17 protein-coding genes and 1 tRNA gene are annotated in these 20,121 nt (G+C 65.0%); 7 read left to right on the forward strand and 11 right to left on the reverse strand.

The window, feature by feature from the left end:
• Positions 1-21: 21 nt before the first annotated feature.
• From sucB to IT472_RS11870, 4 genes are all read right to left on the reverse strand, one after another.
• Positions 22-1,212 carry a dihydrolipoyllysine-residue succinyltransferase gene (sucB, locus tag IT472_RS11855; protein WP_297181788.1) on the reverse strand — a complete coding sequence of 397 codons (1,191 nt, stop codon included), beginning with the start codon at positions 1,210-1,212 and terminating at the stop codon, positions 22-24.
• A 41-nt stretch (positions 1,213-1,253) separates the two neighbouring features.
• Positions 1,254-4,088 (reverse strand): 2-oxoglutarate dehydrogenase E1 component, encoded by a 2,835-nt coding sequence (locus IT472_RS11860; RefSeq protein ID WP_297181790.1) that lies wholly within the window; start codon positions 4,086-4,088, stop codon positions 1,254-1,256.
• Positions 4,089-4,262: 174 nt separating this feature from the next.
• On the reverse strand, positions 4,263-4,772 hold the full coding sequence (locus tag IT472_RS11865; RefSeq protein WP_297181791.1) for a hypothetical protein: 510 nt from the start codon (positions 4,770-4,772) through the stop codon (positions 4,263-4,265).
• Complete coding sequence (locus IT472_RS11870; protein ID WP_297181793.1) at positions 4,769-5,404, reverse strand: helix-turn-helix domain-containing protein; 636 nt, start codon at positions 5,402-5,404, stop codon at positions 4,769-4,771. The genes IT472_RS11865 and IT472_RS11870 overlap by 4 nt, the downstream gene beginning before the upstream one ends.
• Before the next feature lie 173 nt (positions 5,405-5,577).
• Between IT472_RS11870 and IT472_RS11875 the strand changes: the two genes are divergently transcribed.
• The gene (locus IT472_RS11875) at positions 5,578-5,919 is read left to right on the forward strand and encodes a hypothetical protein (RefSeq protein WP_297181795.1); all 342 of its coding nucleotides are present in this window, start codon (positions 5,578-5,580) and stop codon (positions 5,917-5,919) included.
• Between the two features lie 126 nt (positions 5,920-6,045).
• Here IT472_RS11875 and purB read toward each other — a convergent pair whose 3' ends face one another.
• The gene (gene purB / locus IT472_RS11880) at positions 6,046-7,410 is read right to left on the reverse strand and encodes an adenylosuccinate lyase (protein WP_297181797.1); all 1,365 of its coding nucleotides are present in this window, start codon (positions 7,408-7,410) and stop codon (positions 6,046-6,048) included.
• Positions 7,411-7,511: 101 nt separating this feature from the next.
• Between purB and IT472_RS11885 the strand changes: the two genes are divergently transcribed.
• Positions 7,512-8,951, forward strand: coding sequence for a class II fumarate hydratase (locus IT472_RS11885; protein WP_297181799.1), 1,440 nt, complete (start codon positions 7,512-7,514; stop codon positions 8,949-8,951).
• A 104-nt stretch (positions 8,952-9,055) separates the two neighbouring features.
• Here IT472_RS11885 and IT472_RS11890 read toward each other — a convergent pair whose 3' ends face one another.
• A complete protein-coding gene (locus IT472_RS11890; RefSeq protein ID WP_297181801.1) occupies positions 9,056-9,682 on the reverse strand; it encodes a TonB family protein in 627 nt (208 codons plus the stop codon).
• 137 nt (positions 9,683-9,819) lie between these two features.
• On the opposite strand from IT472_RS11890, the gene serS reads away from it, so the two are divergent.
• A complete protein-coding gene (gene serS, locus IT472_RS11895; RefSeq protein WP_297181803.1) occupies positions 9,820-11,100 on the forward strand; it encodes a serine--tRNA ligase in 1,281 nt (426 codons plus the stop codon).
• Between the two features lies 1 nt (position 11,101).
• Here serS and IT472_RS11900 read toward each other — a convergent pair whose 3' ends face one another.
• Positions 11,102-11,704, reverse strand: a complete 603-nt coding sequence (locus tag IT472_RS11900) for a DUF4440 domain-containing protein (RefSeq protein WP_297181806.1) — start codon at positions 11,702-11,704, stop codon at positions 11,102-11,104.
• Between the two features lie 498 nt (positions 11,705-12,202).
• Between IT472_RS11900 and IT472_RS11905 the strand changes: the two genes are divergently transcribed.
• Entirely contained in the window at positions 12,203-13,117 is a 915-nt protein-coding gene (locus IT472_RS11905; RefSeq protein ID WP_297181807.1) for a LysR family transcriptional regulator, read from the forward strand.
• A gap of 11 nt (positions 13,118-13,128) precedes the next feature.
• Here the strand turns inward: IT472_RS11905 and IT472_RS11910 are convergent, their stop codons facing one another.
• On the reverse strand, positions 13,129-13,623 hold the full coding sequence (locus tag IT472_RS11910) for an Lrp/AsnC family transcriptional regulator (protein ID WP_297181809.1): 495 nt from the start codon (positions 13,621-13,623) through the stop codon (positions 13,129-13,131).
• A 160-nt stretch (positions 13,624-13,783) separates the two neighbouring features.
• On the opposite strand from IT472_RS11910, the gene IT472_RS11915 reads away from it, so the two are divergent.
• Positions 13,784-16,465: a tryptophanase gene (locus tag IT472_RS11915; protein ID WP_297181812.1), complete on the forward strand. Its 2,682-nt coding sequence runs from the start codon at positions 13,784-13,786 to the stop codon at positions 16,463-16,465.
• 128 nt (positions 16,466-16,593) lie between these two features.
• Here the strand turns inward: IT472_RS11915 and IT472_RS11920 are convergent.
• Positions 16,594-16,681, reverse strand: a tRNA-Ser gene (locus tag IT472_RS11920).
• Between the two features lie 234 nt (positions 16,682-16,915).
• Between IT472_RS11920 and IT472_RS11925 the strand changes: the two genes are divergently transcribed.
• Complete coding sequence (locus IT472_RS11925; protein WP_297181814.1) at positions 16,916-17,962, forward strand: NAD(P)-dependent alcohol dehydrogenase; 1,047 nt, start codon at positions 16,916-16,918, stop codon at positions 17,960-17,962.
• A 38-nt stretch (positions 17,963-18,000) separates the two neighbouring features.
• Here the strand turns inward: IT472_RS11925 and IT472_RS11930 are convergent, their stop codons facing one another.
• Both IT472_RS11930 and IT472_RS11935 read right to left on the reverse strand, forming a co-directional pair.
• Entirely contained in the window at positions 18,001-18,669 is a 669-nt protein-coding gene (locus IT472_RS11930; protein WP_297181817.1) for a response regulator transcription factor, read from the reverse strand.
• Between the two features lie 7 nt (positions 18,670-18,676).
• Positions 18,677-19,486, reverse strand: a complete 810-nt coding sequence (locus IT472_RS11935; protein ID WP_297181819.1) for a 3-hydroxybutyrate dehydrogenase — start codon at positions 19,484-19,486, stop codon at positions 18,677-18,679.
• A gap of 111 nt (positions 19,487-19,597) precedes the next feature.
• On the opposite strand from IT472_RS11935, the gene IT472_RS11940 reads away from it, so the two are divergent.
• On the forward strand, positions 19,598-20,121 hold a 524-nt coding region (locus IT472_RS11940), incomplete at its 3' end, for a 3-hydroxybutyrate oligomer hydrolase family protein (protein ID WP_297181821.1).

Consider the following 20,121-nt stretch of genomic DNA (forward strand, 5'->3'; position numbering starts at 1 on the left):
TGGGAGAGGGGCTTCAAGGCATCACATGCCCAGCAGCATGCGGTGCGGGTTCTCGAGCTGGTTCTTGATGTCGACCAGGAACAGCACCGCGTCCTTGCCGTCGATGATGCGGTGGTCGTAGCTGATCGCGATGTACATCATCGGCGCGGCGATGACCTGGCCGTTCTCGACGATGGCGCGTTCCTTGATGGTGTGCATGCCGAGGATGGCCGACTGCGGCGGATTGACGATCGGGGTCGACATCAGCGAACCGAAGGTGCCGCCATTGGTGATCGTGAAGGTGCCGCCCTGCAGGTCCTCGAGCTTGAGGCCACCTTCGCGGGCGGCCTTGGCGTAATTGGCGATGCCCTTCTCGATATCGGCGAAGCTCATGCGCTCGACGTTGCGCAACACCGGCGTGACCAGGCCCTTGTCGGTGGACACCGCCACCGAGATGTCGGCATAGCCGTGGTAGATGATGTCGTTGCCGTCGACCGAAGCATTGACCACCGGGTATTTCTGCAGCGCGTTGGCGGCGGCCTTGGCGAAGAAGCTCATGAAGCCGAGCTTGATGCCATTGGCCTTCTCGAAGGCTTCGCCCAGCTCCTTGCGCATCTGCATGACCTTGGCCAGGTTGACCTCATTGAACGAGGTCAGCATGGCGATCGAATTCTTCGACTGCATCAGGCGCTCGGCGATGCGGGCGCGCATGCGGGTCATCGGCACGCGCTCTTCCGGACGCGCGCCGCCGCTGACGCCTGCGGTCTTGCCGCTGGCATAGTTGACGATGTCTTCCTTGGTGACCATGCCGTGACGGCCGGTGCCGGCCACGTCGGCGGGATTCACATTGCTGGTGACGGCGGTGAAGCGCGCGCCCGGCGGCAATGCATCGGCGGCGGCCGGTGCGGGCGATGCAGCGGCCTTGGCAGGTGCAGCGGGTACAGCGGCAGCAGCCTTCGGTGCGTCGGCGGCGACCGGTGCGGCAGCCGCAACAGCGCCTTCCTCGATCAGCGCGATCACCTGCTGGCTGTTCACGGTGCTGCCTTCGGCGAACTTGATCTCCTTGAGCACGCCATCGACCGGCGAGGGCACTTCCAGCACCACCTTGTCGGTTTCGAGGTCGAGCAGGTTTTCGTCACGTTTGACGGCGTCGCCAGCCTTCTTGTGCCAAGCGGCGATGGTGGCGTCGGAAACGGATTCGGGGAGTACCGGGACTTTGACTTCGATGGCCATGAGGGCGTCCTGTGGTGGTGCTATGGAAATTCGATCGGGATTCAATCGGAATCGACGATGCCGTCGAGGGGATTGGTCAGTGCGTCGGCGAGCAGTTGCTGCAATTCGGCGACGTGTTCAGACATGTGGCCGGCGGCGGGCGAGGGCGAACGCGGACGACCGGCGTAATCCAGCACCTGCTTGGGCTGCAGGCAGGCGCGCAGGTGGTGCTGAATCTGATACCACGCACCTTGGTTGAGTGGCTCTTCCTGGCACCAGATCACATCACCTGCACCGGCGAAGCGCTTCAACTCGGCAGTCAGTTCCGAGCGCGGGAACGGATACAGCTGTTCCACCCGCACCAGCGCCACGTCCTTGATGCCTTGCTTTTGGACTTCTTCCAGCAGGTCGTAATAGACCTTGCCGGCGCATAGCACCACCCGCCGCACCTTCTTGGCGGTGGCGGTGCTGTCGGGGATCAGGCGCTGGAAGTGGCCGTCGGCCAACTCCGCCAACGTCGACACCGCCAACTTGTGGCGCAGCAGCGACTTCGGCGTCATCACGATCAGCGGTTTGCGCGTCTTCTGGTGCATCTGCCGGCGGATCATGTGGAAGTCCTGCGCCGGGGTGGTGGGCGTGCAGACCACCATGTTGTCCAGCGCGCACAGCTGCAGGAAACGTTCCAGCCGTGCCGAGCTGTGCTCGGGGCCCTGACCTTCGTAGCCATGCGGCAAGAACAGCGAAAGCCCGCACAGGCGATCCCATTTGGCCTCGCCAGCGGCGACAAATTGGTCGATCACCACCTGCGCACCGTTGGCGAAATCGCCGAACTGCGCTTCCCAGATGTCCAGCGTCATCGGGTCGGCGGTGGCGTAGCCGTATTCGTACGCCATCACCGCCTCTTCGCTCAACAGCGAATCGATGATGGTGACGTCTTCCTTGTTCGAGACCAGTTCGCGCAGTGGCAGGTAGTAGTTGTCGGTGTTCTGGTCGTGCAGGATCGCATGGCGATGGAAAAAGGTGCCGCGACCGCAGTCCTGGCCGACCAGGCGCAGGCGGTAGCCTTCTGCAATCAGGGTCGCGTAGGCGAGATTCTCGGCAAAACCCCAGTCCCCAGGCAGTTCGCCAGCGGCCATCTTGCGGCGGTCGTCGTAGATCTTGGCCACGCGCGGGTGCAGCTTGACCGTATCGGGGATGGCGTTGATCTTCGATGCCAGCATGTCCAGCGCCTTGCGCGGCACGCGCGTATCCACGGCATCGGACAACTTGCCGGCGAGGTAGGGCGACCAGTCGACGGAGTAGTCATCTGGCTGCACCTGCACCACCTCGGTGGTGACGTCGCCGGCATCGAGCTTGTTGCGGTAGTCGTCAACCAGTGCCTGCGCATCTGCAGCGGACAAGCTGCCTTCCGCTGCCAGCTTTTCCGCGTACAGTTCACGGGTGGTCTTCATCGCGCGGATGGTTTTGTACATCAGCGGCTGGGTGGCGGCCGGCTCGTCAGCCTCGTTGTGGCCGTGGCGGCGGTAGCAGACCAGGTCGATCACCACGTCGATGCCGAAGGCCTGGCGGAAATCAAAGGCCAGTTCAGCCACGAAGGCGACCGCTTCCGGATCGTCACCGTTCACGTGCAGGATCGGCGCGCCGACCATCTTGGCGACATCGGTGCAATAAAAGGTCGAGCGCGCATCCTCGGCGGCGCTGGTGGTGAAGCCGACCTGATTATTCACCACGACGTGCACGGTGCCGCCAACGCGGAAGCCACGCGCCTGCGACATCTGAAGCAGTTCCATCACCACGCCCTGGCCGGCAAACGCGGCATCGCCGTGAATCAGGATCGGCATGACTTGCTTGCGTTGGCCGTCACCACGCCGGTGCTGGCGTGAACGCACCGAACCTGCGACCACCGGGTCGACGATTTCCAGATGCGAGGGATTGAAGGCCAGCGCGAGATGGACAGGGCCACCCGGCGTGCCGATGTCGGCGGAGAAGCCCATGTGGTACTTCACGTCACCGGTATGGGCGTGGTCGCCATCGCGCGGTTGGTCGAACTTGCCTTCGAACTCGTCGAACAACTTGCGCGGCGGCTTGCCGAGGGTGTTGACCAGCACATTGAGGCGGCCGCGATGGGCCATGCCCAACACCACGTCCTTGACCCCGGCCGCACCGGCGCGACGGATGGTGACATCGAGCAGCGGAATCAATGAATCGCCGCCTTCCAGCGAGAAGCGCTTCTGGCCGACGTACTTGGTGTGCAGATAGCGCTCCAAGCCTTCCGCCGCGGCCAGCCGCTCGAAGATGCGACGCTTGTCATCTTGGCTGCGGCCATAATTGCCGGCGGCGGTTTCCAGACGCTCGTACAGCCAATGGCGCTGGTCGCTGTCGGTGATGTGCATGAACTCGGCGCCGATGCTGCCGGTGTAGGTGGCGCGCAGGCGGGCGTAGAGATCGCGCAATTTCATGCGCTTTTGCCCGCCGATGCCGCCGGTGCTGAACTCGCTGTCGAGATCGCGATCGGATAACTGGTGGAAGGCGAGGTCGAGGTCGGGCGGATTCAGCGGCGGGGCCATCCCCAACGGGTCGAGCTTGGCGCCGAGGTGGCCGCGTGAACGGTAGGCGGTGATCAGGCGGCCGACATGGCGCTCACGCTCATCGCTGGCGTCACTCGCGGTGGCAACCACGCCGCGAGCGGCGTGGCGCACCGCCTCGGCAACCTGCTCGATGATCGCCGAGTGCGGGATGTCGCCGGCTTCGCGGCCCTTCAGCCCATCGAAATACCGTTTCCAGCCGGGGCCGACGCTGTCGGGCGCGACCAGGTACTGCTCGTAAAGATCTTCGATATACGCGCCATTGGCGCCGAGTTGCGAGGTTTGGGCAAACTGCTTGAGGAGACTGTCCACGGCGTGGCTGGCAACCTTCGATGGGGTGGAAAGCCCGGTCCGACGCGGGCCGGGCGGCGTGCCGACGGCCGCAACCGGCCGCAGGTACGCAAAGAGCGGGAATTATAAGCCGGACAAACTGAATGCGGCAGCGTTTGGTCTTAAGGCAACCGGACGCTGGGCCGCCCAACCCGGTCAGATCCCCAGCGCCCGGTATTCGCTGATCACCCGCGCGCGTTCCCAGATTTCCTCGAAGCGCGCCTGCAGCTGTCGAACGCGGGCGCGCGATGCCAGCCCCGCTGAGCCCTCGAAGCGATCGCCTTCGGCGCGGAAGTAGTAGCCGCCGGCGTCGCCTGCCACCATGGCCGCGCGGTCTTCGCGATAGGCGGGGTCGTTCACTTCACGGAACTCGAACACGCTGGGCAGGCGCTGGGCCAGGTCCAGCAGCTTGGCGTGGGTGGCCTGCGGCGCGGCGTGGTCGTGCAGCAGGATCAGGACGCGAGTGTCGTGGCCGTGGGTGGCAAAGCCACGCAGCGCGTCGAGCACGTCTGGGTGGTCGAACAGCCAGGGATCGAGGTCGAGGCTGCGGATCCAGACCTGGCGGCGGGCGTCGGCGATGATCCGCGCGGTCATCTCGACGGCGGTGGCCTGATCGGTGATGCGGACCGGGGAATCCGGGGCGGAAGGGGATGAATCGGTGGTCATTTGGCGCTCCTGTCGTTGGACTCGGGCCAGCCAGTGTTCTGCCTGCGACCGTAGCAGATTCGGGCTGGCCGTTTCAGCACCGTCGACATGCCGTGATGACCGCTCAGCGTTTGCCTGTGCCAGCCTTCGACCTCGGCAGGGCAGCTGTCGATCATCGGCTTGCCACCTGGGTTCCCTCTATTTTCAACACCATACGATCGCTTGCGACGACGTTTGCCGCCTTGTCGAAGCTGCTTGAACAGGCTGCTACCGGCCCACTGGTTCTGCCGCACATGGCGGCAGATCGTCATTGGGTTCAACGAGACGCCGAGCTGTATTGGCAGTTCGTTGGCAATCTGTTCCGGACTCCACTGCAGTTCCGTCAATCGGCCTTCGATGTGCGCGTACACCTCCGGGCCGTGGTGCTTGACCCGTCGGCTGTGGTTACGGCGACCATACGTGTGTTCCTGCGCCTTGCTCGGCACATGGAACGCCCGCCCCTTGGCCACCGCCAATGTGGCGTTGCGCTTGAGCTCGCGACTGATCGTGCCGAGAATGCGACCCAGGGCGTGTGCAATGGCACGAAACGAGGGTCCTCCCCGCTTGTGGCGGGACAGGATGTATCGTTCCGCTTCGGTGAGCTGGCGGCACATGGGGGATCTTCCCTGTCCTGAGTGATCCCCTCAGTCTGCCAGCCCACCTGATCTTCCACGGGCGCCGCAGGTGTTGCACTTGCTTTGTTAACTTCCGTGGCCTAACAAGTCATTCAGCCGGAAGCCACTTCGCGGCTCCGATTAATTCCAGCGATCGGACGCAAGGAGAGTTCATGAATACGATAAAGAAGGCAGTCGCTTCAATCTTGCTTATTGGCATTGTTGGCTGTGCTAACAGACCATTCATACCAGCGCCAACGTGGCTGATTTTTACGGTCAGGGACATGTATGTGGGGCGGCCTCTTCAAGACATAGTGGCCAAGTACGGTGCGCCTGACGCACAGCAAGATTTTCAAGGCGAGAAAATCCACATCTGGCATGCCAATACTACTTGGGGCATAACCGAAGTACAGAGCTTTCACTGCAAAATGAATGTCTATGTAAGACCAGATGGAATCATCCGTACGATCGATTTCGTCGGACAGATGGGGGCGTGCAAAGAATTCAACCCTTAATCGCTGATGCGCGGTGAATTAGCACTCGGGCATTGCGAGTGGCGTGCGCGGGGTGCTGTGGCGCATGCGCGGCGCTCTGCCACCCGTCGCCAGCATTGCGACGACTGTCAACAGGCCACGCATGCCTCAGATCTCCCGTGCCAGTTGTTCGGCGAGACCGGTATAGCTGCCCGGCGTCAGATCGAGCAGGCGCTGTTTGGCATCGGCAGGCAGATCCAGCGCGGTGATGAAAGCCCGCAACGATTCCGCGTTGATGCCATGCCCGCGAGTCAGTGCCTTCAACTGTTCATACGGATTGGGCAGGCCATGCCGACGCATCACCGTCTGCACGGCTTCGGCCAGCACTTCCCAGCTCGCGTCGAGGTCGGTCGCGAGGCGCTCCGGATTCGTGCTGAGCTTGTTCAGTCCGCGCTGCAGGGCATCGAAGCCGATCAGTTGGTGGCCGAAGGCAGTGCCCAACGCACGCAGCACGGTGGAGTCGGTGAGATCGCGCTGCCAGCGGCTGATCGGCAGCTTGGCGGCGAAGTGCTCGAACAGCGCATTGGCGATCCCGAAATTGCCCTCGGCGTTCTCGAAATCGATCGGGTTGACCTTGTGCGGCATGGTGCTTGAGCCCACTTCGCCGGCCTTCACCGCCTGCTTGAAATAGCCCTGCGCGATATAGCCCCAAACGTCGCGGCACAGGTCAATCAGGATGGTGTCGATGCGCTTGCAGGCATCGGCGAGTTCGGCCACGCCGTCGTGCGGCTCGATCTGGGTGGTGTAGGGCTGCCAGTCCAGACCCAGCGATGCGACGAAGCGGCGCGAGAAGGTCGGCCAGTCGATGTCAGGGTAGGCGGCCACATGGGCGTTGTAATTGCCGACCGCGCCATTGATCTTGCCCGGCATGGGTAGCCCGGCCATCACCGCGCCTTGACGCTGCAAGCGCGCCACCACATTCGCCAGTTCCTTGCCCAGTGTGGTGGGTGAGGCGGTTTGGCCGTGGGTGCGCGACAGCATCGGCTGGGCGGCGTAGTCGTGCGCCATGCTGCGCAGTTTCTCGATGATGGCATCGAGTTTTGGCAGCAGAACCTCCTGCCGCGCCTGGCTCAGCATCAAGGCATAGCTGAGGTTGTTGATGTCCTCGCTGGTGCAGGCGAAGTGGACGAATTCCAGCGCCGGGCCGAGCTCGGCGTCGTCCTGCAACTGCTCCTTGATGAAATATTCCACCGCCTTGACGTCGTGGTTGGTGGTGGCTTCGATCGCCTTCACCCGCGCCGCGTGCTCCACCGTGAAGCCGTCGGCCAGCGCACGCAGGCGGGCGATGGCGGCATCGGAAAACGGCTTCAGTTCAACGATGCCAGGCTCGCTGGCCAGCGCCAGCAACCACTCGATCTCGACCCTCACGCGGGCATGGATCAGGCCGAATTCGGAAAAGATCGGGCGCAGCGCGTCGACCTTGCCGGCATAGCGGCCATCGAGCGGGGACAGGGCGGTGAGGGTGTTGGCCATGGGCTTCAGGCGGCATCGGCAGCGTGGAACCCGCAATTCTACCCGCCGAAGGCGGTATCCTTTCGCGCCGAATTTCTTCCTTCCCCCCGGAGCAAGCGCCCATGGCCAAGGCCAGCAAGACCGCCGCATCCGCGAAGGCCCGCAAGGGCTTCCGCCTCGAACACGACAGCATGGGAGACCTGCAGGTGCCCGCCAGCGCGCTGTGGGGCGCGCAAACCCAGCGCGCGGTGGAGAACTTCCACATTTCCGGGCGTCCGATGCCGGCAGCCTTCATCCGCGCCCATGCCCGCCTGAAGGCCGCTGCTGCCGAGGTGAATCATGGACTTGGCGTACTCGACGGCGCGCGTTCCAGCGCGATCATCGATGCCGCGAATGCGATTGCGGAAGGCAAGCATGCCGATCAGTTCCCGATCGACCGCTACCAGACCGGTTCGGGCACTTCGACCAACATGAACGTCAACGAGGTGATCGCGCATCTGGCCAGCAAGGCAGGCAAGGCGGCGGTCCATCCCAACGACCACGTCAACCTCGGCCAGAGCAGCAATGACACCATCCCCAGCAGCCTGCGGGTGATGGCGGTGGTCGAGACTCGCGACGCGCTGCTGCCGGCGCTGGCGCATCTTCGCCACACCATCGACCAGCAGGCCAAGGCGATTGGCGGCACCGTCAAGACCGGCCGCACTCACCTGATGGATGCGATGCCGCTGACCTTCGCGCAGGAATTCGGTGCGTGGTCCGCCCAGCTCGAGTCCGCCCAAGGTCGCATCGAGGACAGTCTCAAGCGCGTGCGCCGCTTGCCGATCGGCGGCACCGCGATCGGCACTGGCATCAATGCCCATCCGAAGTTCGGCAAGGGCGTCGCCAAGGCGCTGTCGGGCATGACCGACAGCAAGTTCGAACAGGCATCCAACCTGTTCGAGGGCTTGGCTGCACACGATGACCTGGTCGAATTGTCCGGTCAGTTCAGCGCGCTGGCGGTGGCACTGATGAAGATCGGCAACGACCTGCGCTGGATGAATTCGGGGCCGCTGGCCGGTCTCGGCGAGATCGAGCTCAAGGCGCTGCAACCGGGCAGCTCGATCATGCCTGGCAAGGTCAATCCGGTGATTCCGGAAGCGCTGTGCATGGTGTGCGCGCAGGTGATGGGCCTGCACCAGGCCAATACCGTGGCCGGACAGAGCGGCAATTTCCAGCTCAATGTGATGCTGCCGCTGCTGGCTTGCAACCTCGACGAGGCCATCGGCCTGCTGGCCCAATCCATGCGCGAGTTGGCCGACAACGCCATCGCCACCCTGAAGATCCGCAAGGACAAGGTGGCCGAGGCGCTGGATCGCAATCCGATCCTGGTCACCGCCCTTAACCCGGTGATCGGGTACGAGAAGGCCGCGAAGATCGCCAAGCGCGCCTACGCGGAAGGTCGCCCGGTACTCGACGTGGCGCTGGAAGACAGCGGCCTCACCGAAAAGCAGCTGCGCAAGCTGCTGGACCCGGCGGCGCTGACCAAGGGCGGGATTGGCCACGGCGGTGGTGGCGGCGGCTGAGCCCGCAGGCCTCAGCGCGGCGCTGGCTCAACAGTCGATGTCCGCTGGCGCTGGCCGGTCCCGTGCGGACGCGTCCAACGCAGTGCAAGGTTTCCGGCGCGCGTTTACAGTTTGAAGTCGATCGGCACGACCACGGTGGACGCGACCGACTGCCCGTTGCGGATGGCGGGTTGGAAGGTCCAGCGGCGGGTGGCGTCGAGGGCGGCGCGATCGAGGTTGCGGTTGCCGCTGCTGGTTTCGATTTCGCTGTCCTGCACGCTGCCATCGGCGGCGACGTGCACCCGCACGCGGACCGTGCCGCCGAGGCCGCGCCGCATTTCCTCCGGCGGGTAGCGGGGTGGCCGCGTGGCCAGCGGCAGGGGGTCCGGACGATCGCTGTTGGACGCGACCGGGGCCGTGGTGGACGGCGTGGGGACGGGTTGGGCAATAGGCTGTGGCACGTGTTCGTCGAGGCTGGGAGGCTGCGCTGACGGTGGCGTGGTGCTGGCGTTTGGATCGACTTGCAGTCCACTGGCGCCGCCGCTAGCCAGGTCCGGGGCGATCGGCGCGGGCAGGGTGGCGTTCGGGTCCTGCGCGGTGGCCGCGTCGGTCGGGGTGTAGAAATCGTAGTCGTGGCGGGAGGACAGCCACACGAGCACGAACAGCAGCAAGCCGGCGGCGAACGCCAGCGCGAGCAATCGGGGCAGGCTCCACCGGTTCGTGACGGCGGGCGGAGCATCGGGTTCGGTCATGCGTGGATTTTGGCACAAGCCGTTGTGGCGAGAGTGAAGCGGCGCCGGCGCGAATGTGTCGAACCTGCCCCTTGCCTGCGCGGATCGGCCCGCACTCGGCGATAATGCGCGCTCTCATGCCGTGAATCCTGACTGCAATGCTCGATCCCGCACTGCTTCGCACCCAGACCGCCGATCTTGCCCAACGCCTGCGCGAGGCCCGCGGTTTCGACCTCGACGTGGCGCAGTTGGAGGCGCTGGAAGCCGACCGCAAGCGCATCCAGGTGCGCACCCAGGAATTGCAGAACCTGCGTAATACCCGCAGCAAGCAGATCGGCATGCTCAAGGCCAAGGGCGAGGACGTGGCGGCGGTGATGGCCGAGGTGGCGGGCTTCGGTGAGGAGCTGAAGGCCTCGGAAATCGCGCTGGAGCGCATTCGCGGCGAGCTGGAAGCGATCGCGCTGGGCATTCCCAATCTGCCCGATGCTTCGGTGCCGGCGGGTTTGGATGAGTCCGGCAATGTCGAACAACACCGCTGGGGCACGCCGCGCAGCTTCGATTTCGACGTGAAGGACCACGTCGAACTGGGCGCGCGCCACGGCTGGCTGGACGGCGAGACCGCAGCCAAGCTGTCCGGCTCGCGTTTTACCGTGCTGCGCGGCCAGCTGGCGCGCCTGCACCGGGCGCTGGCGCAGTTCATGCTGGACCTGCACACCGGCGCGCACGGCTACGAAGAAACCAACGTGCCGCTGCTGGTCAACGCCGATTCGATGCGCGGCACCGGGCAGTTGCCGAAGTTCGAGGAGGACCTGTTCTCGACCCAGCTGGGCGAGCACAAGCGCTACCTGATCCCGACCAGCGAGGTGCCGCTGACCAATATCGCCCGCGATGAAATCGTAGATGCCGAACGCCTGCCGCTGCGGATGACCGCGCATTCGATGTGCTTCCGCGCCGAGGCCGGTGCGGCCGGGCGCGACACCCGCGGCATGATCCGCCAGCACCAGTTCGAGAAGGTCGAATTGGTCAGCATCACAAGGCCCGAAGACTCCGATGCGGAGCACCAGCGCATGACCCGCTGCGCGGAAACCGTGCTGGAGAAACTTGGCCTGCCTTACCGCAAGGTCTTGCTGTGCACGGGTGACATGGGCTTTGGCGCGACCAAGACCTTCGACCTCGAAGTCTGGCTGCCCTCGCAGCAGACCTATCGCGAGATTTCATCCTGCTCGAACTGCGGCGATTTCCAGGCGCGCCGCATGCAGGCGCGCTGGCGCAATCCCGCAACCGGCAAGCCCGAGTTGGTGCATACCCTCAATGGCTCTGGCGTGGCCGTCGGCCGCGCCCTGATCGCGGTGATGGAGAACTACCAGAACGCCGATGGCAGCATCGACGTTCCGGAGGTGTTGCGGCCTTACATGGGTGGCGCCAGCCGCATCGCCTGAGTCAACGCTTGCGGGGCAGGCTGCTGGTCCAGATCTCGCGGTACAGCTTCCAGGTGCCGTCTTCCAGCTTCCAGATCCCGATGAATTTGCCGCGATCGAAGTACCCGCCCTTGGGGTTGGGAATGTCGTAATTGCCTTCTTCGATCACCGCGTCGGTACCGCCGTAGATGTCGGTGGATTTGACCGAGATGTCGATGTCGCGGTTGGCGCCGCCGTAGTAGAAATACGCGCGGATGGCATCCCGGCCGCAGATGGTGGTCTCGTTCGGAGGCATCACGCAGGCGTCCTTGGTGTAGCGGCTGGCGTACCAAGAGGCATCGTCCTTGCGATAGCGGTCGCCGAAGGTCTGGTTGGCGAGGTCGATGCGTCCGCGTGCGGAGTCGAGATCGAAGGCGGGTGCAGATGCGGAACCACTCTTTTCCGATTCGGAATCCTGCCCTACCTCGGATTTCCCGCTTGCCGTGTCAGCGGTGACAGGCGCTGATGGCGTGCTCGGCGTAGCGCTCGGCGGTGGTGACGTCGACGGGGAGGCATCGGGCTGCTTGCCGCAGGCCGCCAGCAGCAGGCAGGTGGAAATCGCAGAAACGAGGAGGGCAGCGCGCATGGTCGGGTTCCTGTTGGATGGAGCGGGTCGTTTGAAGGAATGCGCAGTCTGGGGGCGTTTGCGGACAGGTGATTCGCTGCGTTCATGATGGGCCATGGCCGGCGGCTCTTGATCGCCAACGTCTATTGGCGGTGGCGGCTCCCTTGGCGAGGCCGTGCCGCCGACCCTTGGACGCGAATGTCCTCCGGCATTGTCCTGCGGACAACGCCTCCCCCTTGATTTCGCGTCCAAGGGCCGCCGTCCCGGCCTTTCATGCTGTTTGGCGGGGCAATTCCAGTACACCTGCCAGGGCGTGCTGCTGTAACCGTTGGCGCGAAGTCAAGGAGGAGATGTTGGCTGCAAGCCAACATCGGGGGACATGAGCGCCAACGGTTACAGCAGCACGACCACGCGCGATCAACAGCAGGCGGCGCCCCCGAACGCGACCTCCGTCCGTTGCGTTTTTGCGTCGTATCGTGTTCGAATCGACCTCATTGTTCTGACGATCAGACGACTTGTATGCAAAATCTCAATGACCTGTCGTACTTCGCGGCGGTCGTCGACCACGGCGGCTTTGCGCCGGCGGCGCGGGCGCTGGGTATTCCGAAATCGCGTCTGAGCCGGCGCGTCACCGCACTGGAAGCCGAACTGGGGGTGCGGCTGTTGCAGCGTTCGACTCGGCGGTTCGCGGTGACGGACGTGGGCATGGGCGTGCATCGACACGCGCAGTCGATGCTGGCCGAGGCGCAGGCAGCCCGCGAGGTGGTGGACCGCTTGAGCGCGGAGCCGCGCGGGGTGGTGCGGATCAGCGTGCCGGTGTCGATGGCGCAACAACAATTTCCCAAGCTGCTGCCGGAGTTCATGGCCCTGTATCCCAAGGTGCGCTTGCAACTGATCGTCAGCAACCGCCGCGTGGATGTGATCAACGAGGGTGTGGACGTCGCCATCCGTGTACGCAGCAAGCTGGATGATGACGGCAGCCTGGTGATGCGCAGCTTTGGCCAGATCCAGGAATTGCTGGTGGCGAGTCCGGCCTATCTGGATCGTGCGGGCCGCCCGTCCGCGCCGGAAGAGTTGGCCGAGCACGTCACCCTCAGCGTGACCGAAGAAGAGTCGCGGCAACGCTGGGAGCTGCAGGGGCCGGACGGTGAGATGCGGCGCTTCGAACTGCAGCCGCGCATCAGTGGATTCGATTTTCCGATGATGCTGTCCCTGGCCGAAGGCGGCATCGGACTGACTCTGTTGCCGGAAACCGTGTGCGCGGAAGCCGTGCGCAGCGGCAAACTGGAAGTGGTGCTGCCGCAATGGCGGCTGCCACAGGGAATCGCCCATGCCGTATTTGCCTCGCGCCGCGGCATGCTGCCGGCGGTGCGGGTGTTTCTGGATCATTTGGCTGATCGGCTGCCGCCATTGCTCGATGCCGCGCGGCTGTAACGACGTGCAATTCAGCGCCGACGCGGGTGGCCGTGTTCGGTCGGGCGAGGTACGGCGGCAGGCAGGGTGATCGTGCGCCCCGAGACCGGGGTGGACAGCACGATCGCTGTCGAGGTCGTGCCGAACGGCGTCAGTCGATCGATCAATCGCTCCAGATCCTCGACGCTGCCAACCGCGACCTTGGCGATGAAGGAATCGGCCCCGGTGCCGCGATGGCATTCCAGCACTTCAGGCATCTTGCGCACCGTCTCGCTGATCCGGCCGAGCACGTCACCGACCACGCTCATGCGGACGATGGCGAGGATCGGCCGACCGACCTTGGCCAAGTCGATCTCGGCGCGGTAGCCGCGAATCACGCCCCGCGATTCCAACTGCCGTACGCGCTCGGCCACCGAGGGCGTCGACATGCCGACCGCGCGGCCAAGCGCGGCGAAACTGGTGCGCCCGTCTTCCTGCAACAGCTCCAGCAGCTTCCAGTCAGTGGCGTCGAGGCGTTTTTCTGTCATTAGGAAAATCCAAAAAAGACATGATCAATATTAGGGAATTTCCAACTTCAGGCAAATTTCACATCTTAATCAGGTGCCCCTTGCTTCCTACAATTTTCACACTCGGCGCCTGGCCCAGGCCAAGCCCGCACCCCAGATCCCACGCCAGCAGGAGCCCGCCATGGCCACCCCCGTTCCGGTCCACGAACCGCACAAGATCAAGACCATTCGCCCGATCGCGTTCCCGACACCCGACGAGCGCAAGCACAACTTGGCAGCAGCGCACTTCAACGTATTCAACTTGACGCCGCCCCAAGTCAGCTTCGACATGGTCTCTTACGGCAGCGGTGCAATGACCCAGGAGCAGTTGGCCGGCCAATTGGTCGGTGACGAGGCCTACGCCGGTGCGCGCAATTTCGAGACCTTGTGCGCGAACATCAATCGTGTGTTCGGCCACACCTACGTGTGCCCGACCCACAACTCGCTGGGCTCGGTGAAAATCCTGCTGCACGTGTTTGCCGAAAGCGGCCAGCGCCTGCCCAGCAACGCCCGCGGCCGGGTTGACCTGCACGCACCGCGCGGAATCGAGCTGTACGACGTGCGCGACCACGCGCAGGACGTGTTCACCGGCAATTTCGACCTCGCTGCGCTGGAAGCGGGCGTTGCCACAGCGCGTCCGCCCTTCATCGGCGCACAGGCCTTTGCCGACGGCCAGCATCCGCTCAGCCTCGGCAACCTGCGGGCGGCACGAGAACTGGCCGATCGCCACGGCCTGCGCATGGTCCTCGACGTCTCGCGCGTGGTCGAGAACGCGTGGTACATCCAGCGCTTCGAACCGGGCATGGGCGATCGCACCATCGCCGACATCGTCAAGCAGTTCGCCAAGACCGCCCACGTGATCCTGATGGATGGTGCCCAGGACGCACGCTGCAACACCGGCGGCTTCCTCGCCACCGACAACCCCGCCGACCACGAGCATTTCATCAACGAAATCGTGGTGTTCGAGGGGTTGCACACGTATGGCGGCATGGCCGGTCGCACCATGGAGGTGATGGCACGCGGGTTGGCCGAGATGTGCGACGAACCCACCGTGCAGTGGGCGATGCAGCAGACCGAACGCTTCACCGCGCGCTTGCGCGCTGCCGGCGTGCCGCTGGAGCGCGGCTGCGACGGCGCCTACCTGCGGGCCGACGTGTTCCTGCCGCAGGTGGTGGAGTACCCCGAACACGCGCTGGCCTGCGCGCTCTACCAGTCCGCCGGCGTGCGCGCGCTTGCCCAGGGGCTGGTCGGGCGCGACCACCTGCTGCCGCTGCAGATCCCGCGGCTGGCGATGACCAACCGCCAGCTCGACCAGGTGGCCGATGCGGTGATTGCCCTGTATCGGCAACGTGAACGCGTTCCGGCGCTGAGCCTGGAACAGGGCAGCGAATGGCATGACGCCCTGCGCTTCGGTGCGATGTGTGCTGACCTGGACACGGTGGCTTTTGACTGTGAACCGTGGCTGGCCCACACCTTGGAACCGATCGCCGTCACCACCCGCGAGCAGCGTCTGCAGGCGATGCGCGAGGCCGGATGGAATACCTTCCTGCTGCGTTCGGCCGACGTGGCGATCGACCTGCTGACCGATTCGGGCACCACCGCCATGTCCACCGCGCAGTGGGCCGCCTACGACGCCGCGCTGCCCACCCCGGCCACCAGCAGCGCCTACCTGGAGTTCGCCGCGGCGATCCGCGACACTTACGGCTACGAGCACGTCCTGCCAACCCACCAGGGCCGCGCCGCCGAACAGATCCTGTCCGAAGTCATGATCAAGCCCGGCCAGATCGTGCCCGGCAACATGTACTTCACCACCACCAAGGTGCATCAGGAATACGCCGGCGGCGTGTTTGCCGACGTGATCGTGGACGAAGCCCACGACCCGACCTCGCTGTTTCGCTGGAAGGGAAACATCGACATAGCCAAGCTTGATGCGCTGGTGCAGCAGCACGGCGCCGCGCAGATCGCCTACATCTCGTTCGAGCTGAGCGTGAATCTGGCCGGCGGCCAGCCGGTGTCGATGGACAACCTGCGCGAGGTGTATGCCTGGACCCGCCAGCACGGCATCCCGGTGATGTTCGACGCCACCCGCGCGGTGGAAAACGCCTGCATGATCCAGCAGTTCGATTCGCGCTACCGCGATACCAAGGTCAAGGACATCCTGCGCGAGATGATGCTCTACGGCGACGGCGCCACCGTCTCCGGCAAGAAGGATTTCCTGATCAACATCGGCGGCCTGCTGACCTTCAAGGACAACGCCGACTGGGCGCGCAAGTCCGAAGCCAAGCTGCGCATCTACGAAGGCGGCGTGCGCGACGGCGGCCTGCCGGCGGCGGATCTGGCGGCGATGGCCCAGGGCGTGCGCGAAATGGTCGAAGACCGCTACATCACTGCCCGCATCGGCCAGGCACAGCGGCTGGCCGGTTGGTTACGCGAAGCTGGCGTGCCGGTGGTCGAGCCGACCGGCAGCCACGCGGTGTTCGTCGATGCCCGCCGCTTCCTGCCCCATGTCGATCAGGACGAATACCCGGCGCAGCGCCTGTCCAGCGAGATCTACATCGAAACCGGGGTGCGTACGATGGAGCGCGGCAACGTGTCGAGCGGTCGCGATCCGGATGGCAGCAACCACCATCCGGCGCTGGAACTTGTGCGATTGACGTTAGCCCGCCGCGTGTATTCCGACGATCACCTGCGCGAAGTCGCCAACGGCATCATCCGCCTGTGGCAGCGCCGCGATTCCATCCACGGCCTGCGCTTCGTCTACGAACCCAAGGACCTGCGCTTCTTCCAGGGCCGCTTCGAGCCGATGGAGGCGACCACGACTTGAGCCGAGACAGCCACCGGCGCCGCGCCGATGCCGCGTGCGCCTGTGGCAGGCTGGAGTTGGCGGCGGAAGCGGTGAGATGACGGAAGCGGTGGGATGGCGGAAGCGGTGAGATGGCGGAAGCGGTGAGATGGCGGAAGCGGTGAGATTCGAACTCACGGACGGTTGCCCGTCGCTGGTTTTCAAGACCAGTGCCTTAAACCGCTCGGCCACGCTTCCGATCCTGAATTGTCGCACGGCGGTTTGACTCGGCGCATCCTGCGCCTCGCCCTGCGGGCCAGCGGCTGCGCCGCTGTTCGCTCCGGCGTCCTGCCTCCGCGAGCAAGACCAATGCCTTGAACCGCTCGGCCACACTTCCGATAGTGGCAATTGTCGCATGCAGTGGGCGACAGGGGCATCGTCATGCGATTGTCGGGAATGTGTATCCTGCCGAATCCCGATGGAGAGCGAATCATGTCCACGCGCGCTTACGGTGTCACTGCTGCCGATCAACCCTTCCAGGCCATGGACATCGATCGCCGTGCGCCGGGGCCGCGTGATGTGCAGATCGATATCGCGCATTGCGGGATCTGCCACTCGGACCTGCACATGGCGCGCTCGGAATGGCCGGGGACGGTGTATCCCTGCGTGCCGGGGCACGAGATCGTCGGGCATGTCAGTGCCGTGGGCGGCGAGGTGACGGGCTTCAAGGTTGGCGATACCGTCGGCGTGGGCTGCCTGGTCAATAGCTGCGGGCAATGCGGCTCCTGCACGGAGGGGCTGGAGCAATACTGCGAACGCGGCTGGACCGGCACGTACAACAGCCCGTGCGCGGATGCGCCGGGGCATACCTTGGGCGGCTATTCGCAGCGGATCGTGGTGGACGAGGGCTTCGTGCTGCATATCCGTCATCCGCAGGCGCAGCTGGCCGCGGTGGCACCGCTGTTGTGCGCCGGCATCACCACCTATTCCCCGCTGCGGCATTGGGGGGCGGGGCCAGGCAAGAAGGTGGGCATCGTCGGCATCGGCGGGTTGGGTCATATGGGCGTCAAGATCGCGCATGCCATGGGCGCGCATGTGGTCGCCTTCACCACCAGCGAATCCAAGTTGGACGAGGCGCGGGCGCTGGGTGCCGATGAGGTCGTGAACTCGCGCGATCCAGCGCAGATGCAGGCACATCTGGGCAGTTTCGATTTCATCCTGAACACCGTCGCGGCGCCGCATGTGCTGGATGCCTACACCGTGCTGCTCAAGCGAGATGCCACCTTGTGTCTGGTCGGCGTTCCGGCCAGCCCGCATCCCAGCCCGGCGGTGATGCCGCTGATCTTTGGCCGCAAGAACATCGCGGGTTCCCTGATCGGCGGCATTGCCGAGACCCAGGAGATGCTGGATTTCTGTGCGCAACACGGCATCGTGGCGGAGATCGAGCAGGTGCAGGCGCAGGAGATCGATGCGGCCTATTCGCGGATGTTGGCCAGCGATGTGAAATATCGCTTCGTGATCGACGGTGCGTCGATGTAAGCCGGGAATCCGGCACGCCGTTTCATCGAAACAGTGATTCAACCACCTTCGATCCGACGCGCCGGATCGGACAGTTCCAGCTCGCGCAGGACGACGCTGGCCTGGGTGCGGTTGCGCACGCCGAGGCGTTCGAAGATGGCGGTCAGGTGCGCCTTGACCGTGCGTTCCTGGATGTCGAGCCGATCGGCGATCTGCTTGTTGAGCAGGCCCTCGGCGACTAGCGCCAGCACTCGGAACTGCTGAGGCGACAGGCTGGCCAGGCGCGATGCGAGATCGGCGTCGCCGGGTGCGCTCTGGGCGCGGGCAACGCTGGCGCGCAACACGGGCGGCAACCAGGTTTCACAAGCCAACACGCAGCGGATCGCATCGCGCAGTTCGTCGAGTCCGGCACTTTTCGGCAGGTAACCGGCTGCACCATGGTCGAGAGCGCGGCGCACCACGCGCGGATCGTCATTGGCCGAGACCACGATCACTGCGACGCCGGGGAACTGCGCGCGCACCGCGGCCAGTCCGGCCAGGCCGTGATTGCCGGGCATGTGCAGGTCGAGCAGCACCAGATCGACCTGCGGCTGGGCGTCGAGCAGGGCCAGCACGGCATCCAGCGAATCTGCTTCAAACAACTCGACCGCGCCCAGCGCGTCGCGCGCCGCCTGCTTGAGTGCGGCGCGGAACAACGGATGGTCGTCGGCAATCAGCAGGGATGCCATGGCGGGATTATTGCGCGGTCCAGCCGCCGTCCACCGGGATGGCGGCGCCGGTCAGGTTGTGCGCTTCGCGCCGACACAGGAACACCGCCAGCTCGGCGATTTCATCGGGCAGGGACATCCGCAGGCTGGGCTGCTTTTCCGCCAGCAGGGCGCGCACACCATCATCGCGGCTGCCGCCGTCACGGCGTGCCTCGATCTGCGGCTCGATCAGCGGCGTTTCGACCCAACCCGGGCAGATGCAATTCACGGTGATGCCACCGGACGCGCGATTGCCCTGTGCGGCGTATTCCAGTGCCGCCACCTTGCTCATGCCGACCAGTCCGAACTTGCTGGCGACGTAGGGCGCCTTCTGCTTCGACGCCACCAGGCCATGCACCGAGGCGATGTTGATGACGCGCCCATAGCCACGCTCGGCCATCGCCGGCAGGGCGTGGCGCATGCTGTGGAAGGCCGAACTCAGGTTGATCGCGAGGATGGCGTCCCACCGTTCGACGGGCATGTCCTCCAACGCGGCGGTGTGCTGGATGCCGGCATTGTTGACGAGGATGTCGGGGCCGCCTGCGGACCACGCCGCCACCTCGGCCATCAGCTGTTCGATGGCGGCAGGATCGCGCAGGTCGCCGCCAAAATGACGCGCCTCGCCGCCACCCGCCGCGTTCACCGCCGCGACGGCGGCGGCGATCTGCTCGGTCGTGCCCAATCCATGCACGGCCACCCGCACACCCGCGGCAGCCAAACGGCAGGCAACAGCCAGCCCGATGCCGGAGGTGCTGCCGCTCACCAAGGCGCTGCGGCCTTGCAGGAAGGAATCACTCATCGTCCATGTCCTTGTCGCAGATAGATGGCTTACGCTAGCAGGAAGGACGGTGGTCCCCCTTGGTACGAAAGTACGACGCAAAGCCACGCTGCACAGGGTAAGGTCAGACACATGAAAACGATACGACACCATGCGTTGGCGGCTGCGGTCCTGCTGCTGGGCAGCGCCGTTGGCCTGCCCGCCATCGCAGGAGAACCCGCCATGTTCAGCCACGCACGCAGCACCGAACACCGCGGCCAGGACGATCTGTTGACCGCCGGCTTGGGCCTGCCCGGTCTGCAGAACATGGCGGCACCGGCGTTCGCCGACCTGCACCATCCGACCGCACAGGAGCTGCGTCGGCGCGCGGTCTGGAACAATTGGCGCGGGATCGCCGATCTCGCCCCGGGCGGCGGCTACGGCACGCTTTATGGCAGCGTCGCCAACGTGCCGGGGCGTGAGTTCAGCGCGTTTGCCTCGCTGCCCGGGGCGAAGCAGCCGCACCGGGTGCTGCTGCAACTTCCGGATCATTTCGATACCGCCAAGCGCTGCCTGCTGGTCGCGCCCGCGTCCGGTTCGCGCGGCATCTATGGCGCGATCGCGGTGGCCGGGGCCTGGGGCCTGCCGCGCGGCTGCGCCGTGGTCTATACCGACAA

This window comes from Thermomonas sp. (assembly GCF_020850895.1).
Lineage (GTDB): Bacteria > Pseudomonadota > Gammaproteobacteria > Xanthomonadales > Xanthomonadaceae > Thermomonas.

Coding starts and splice junctions, on each gene's coding strand:
- sucB (WP_297181788.1), bottom strand. CDS start 1,212: ATGGCCATCGAAGTCAAAGTCCCGGTACTCCCCGAATCCGTTTCCGAC.
- IT472_RS11865 (WP_297181791.1), bottom strand. CDS start 4,772: ATGACCACCGATTCATCCCCTTCCGCCCCGGATTCCCCGGTCCGCATC.
- IT472_RS11870 (WP_297181793.1), bottom strand. CDS start 5,404: ATGTGCCGCCAGCTCACCGAAGCGGAACGATACATCCTGTCCCGCCAC.
- IT472_RS11875 (WP_297181795.1), top strand. CDS start 5,578: ATGAATACGATAAAGAAGGCAGTCGCTTCAATCTTGCTTATTGGCATT.
- purB (WP_297181797.1), bottom strand. CDS start 7,410: ATGGCCAACACCCTCACCGCCCTGTCCCCGCTCGATGGCCGCTATGCC.
- IT472_RS11885 (WP_297181799.1), top strand. CDS start 7,512: ATGGCCAAGGCCAGCAAGACCGCCGCATCCGCGAAGGCCCGCAAGGGC.
- IT472_RS11890 (WP_297181801.1), bottom strand. CDS start 9,682: ATGACCGAACCCGATGCTCCGCCCGCCGTCACGAACCGGTGGAGCCTG.
- serS (WP_297181803.1), top strand. CDS start 9,820: ATGCTCGATCCCGCACTGCTTCGCACCCAGACCGCCGATCTTGCCCAA.
- IT472_RS11900 (WP_297181806.1), bottom strand. CDS start 11,704: ATGCGCGCTGCCCTCCTCGTTTCTGCGATTTCCACCTGCCTGCTGCTG.
- IT472_RS11905 (WP_297181807.1), top strand. CDS start 12,203: ATGCAAAATCTCAATGACCTGTCGTACTTCGCGGCGGTCGTCGACCAC.
- IT472_RS11910 (WP_297181809.1), bottom strand. CDS start 13,623: ATGACAGAAAAACGCCTCGACGCCACTGACTGGAAGCTGCTGGAGCTG.
- IT472_RS11915 (WP_297181812.1), top strand. CDS start 13,784: ATGGCCACCCCCGTTCCGGTCCACGAACCGCACAAGATCAAGACCATT.
- IT472_RS11925 (WP_297181814.1), top strand. CDS start 16,916: ATGTCCACGCGCGCTTACGGTGTCACTGCTGCCGATCAACCCTTCCAG.
- IT472_RS11930 (WP_297181817.1), bottom strand. CDS start 18,669: ATGGCATCCCTGCTGATTGCCGACGACCATCCGTTGTTCCGCGCCGCA.
- IT472_RS11935 (WP_297181819.1), bottom strand. CDS start 19,486: ATGAGTGATTCCTTCCTGCAAGGCCGCAGCGCCTTGGTGAGCGGCAGC.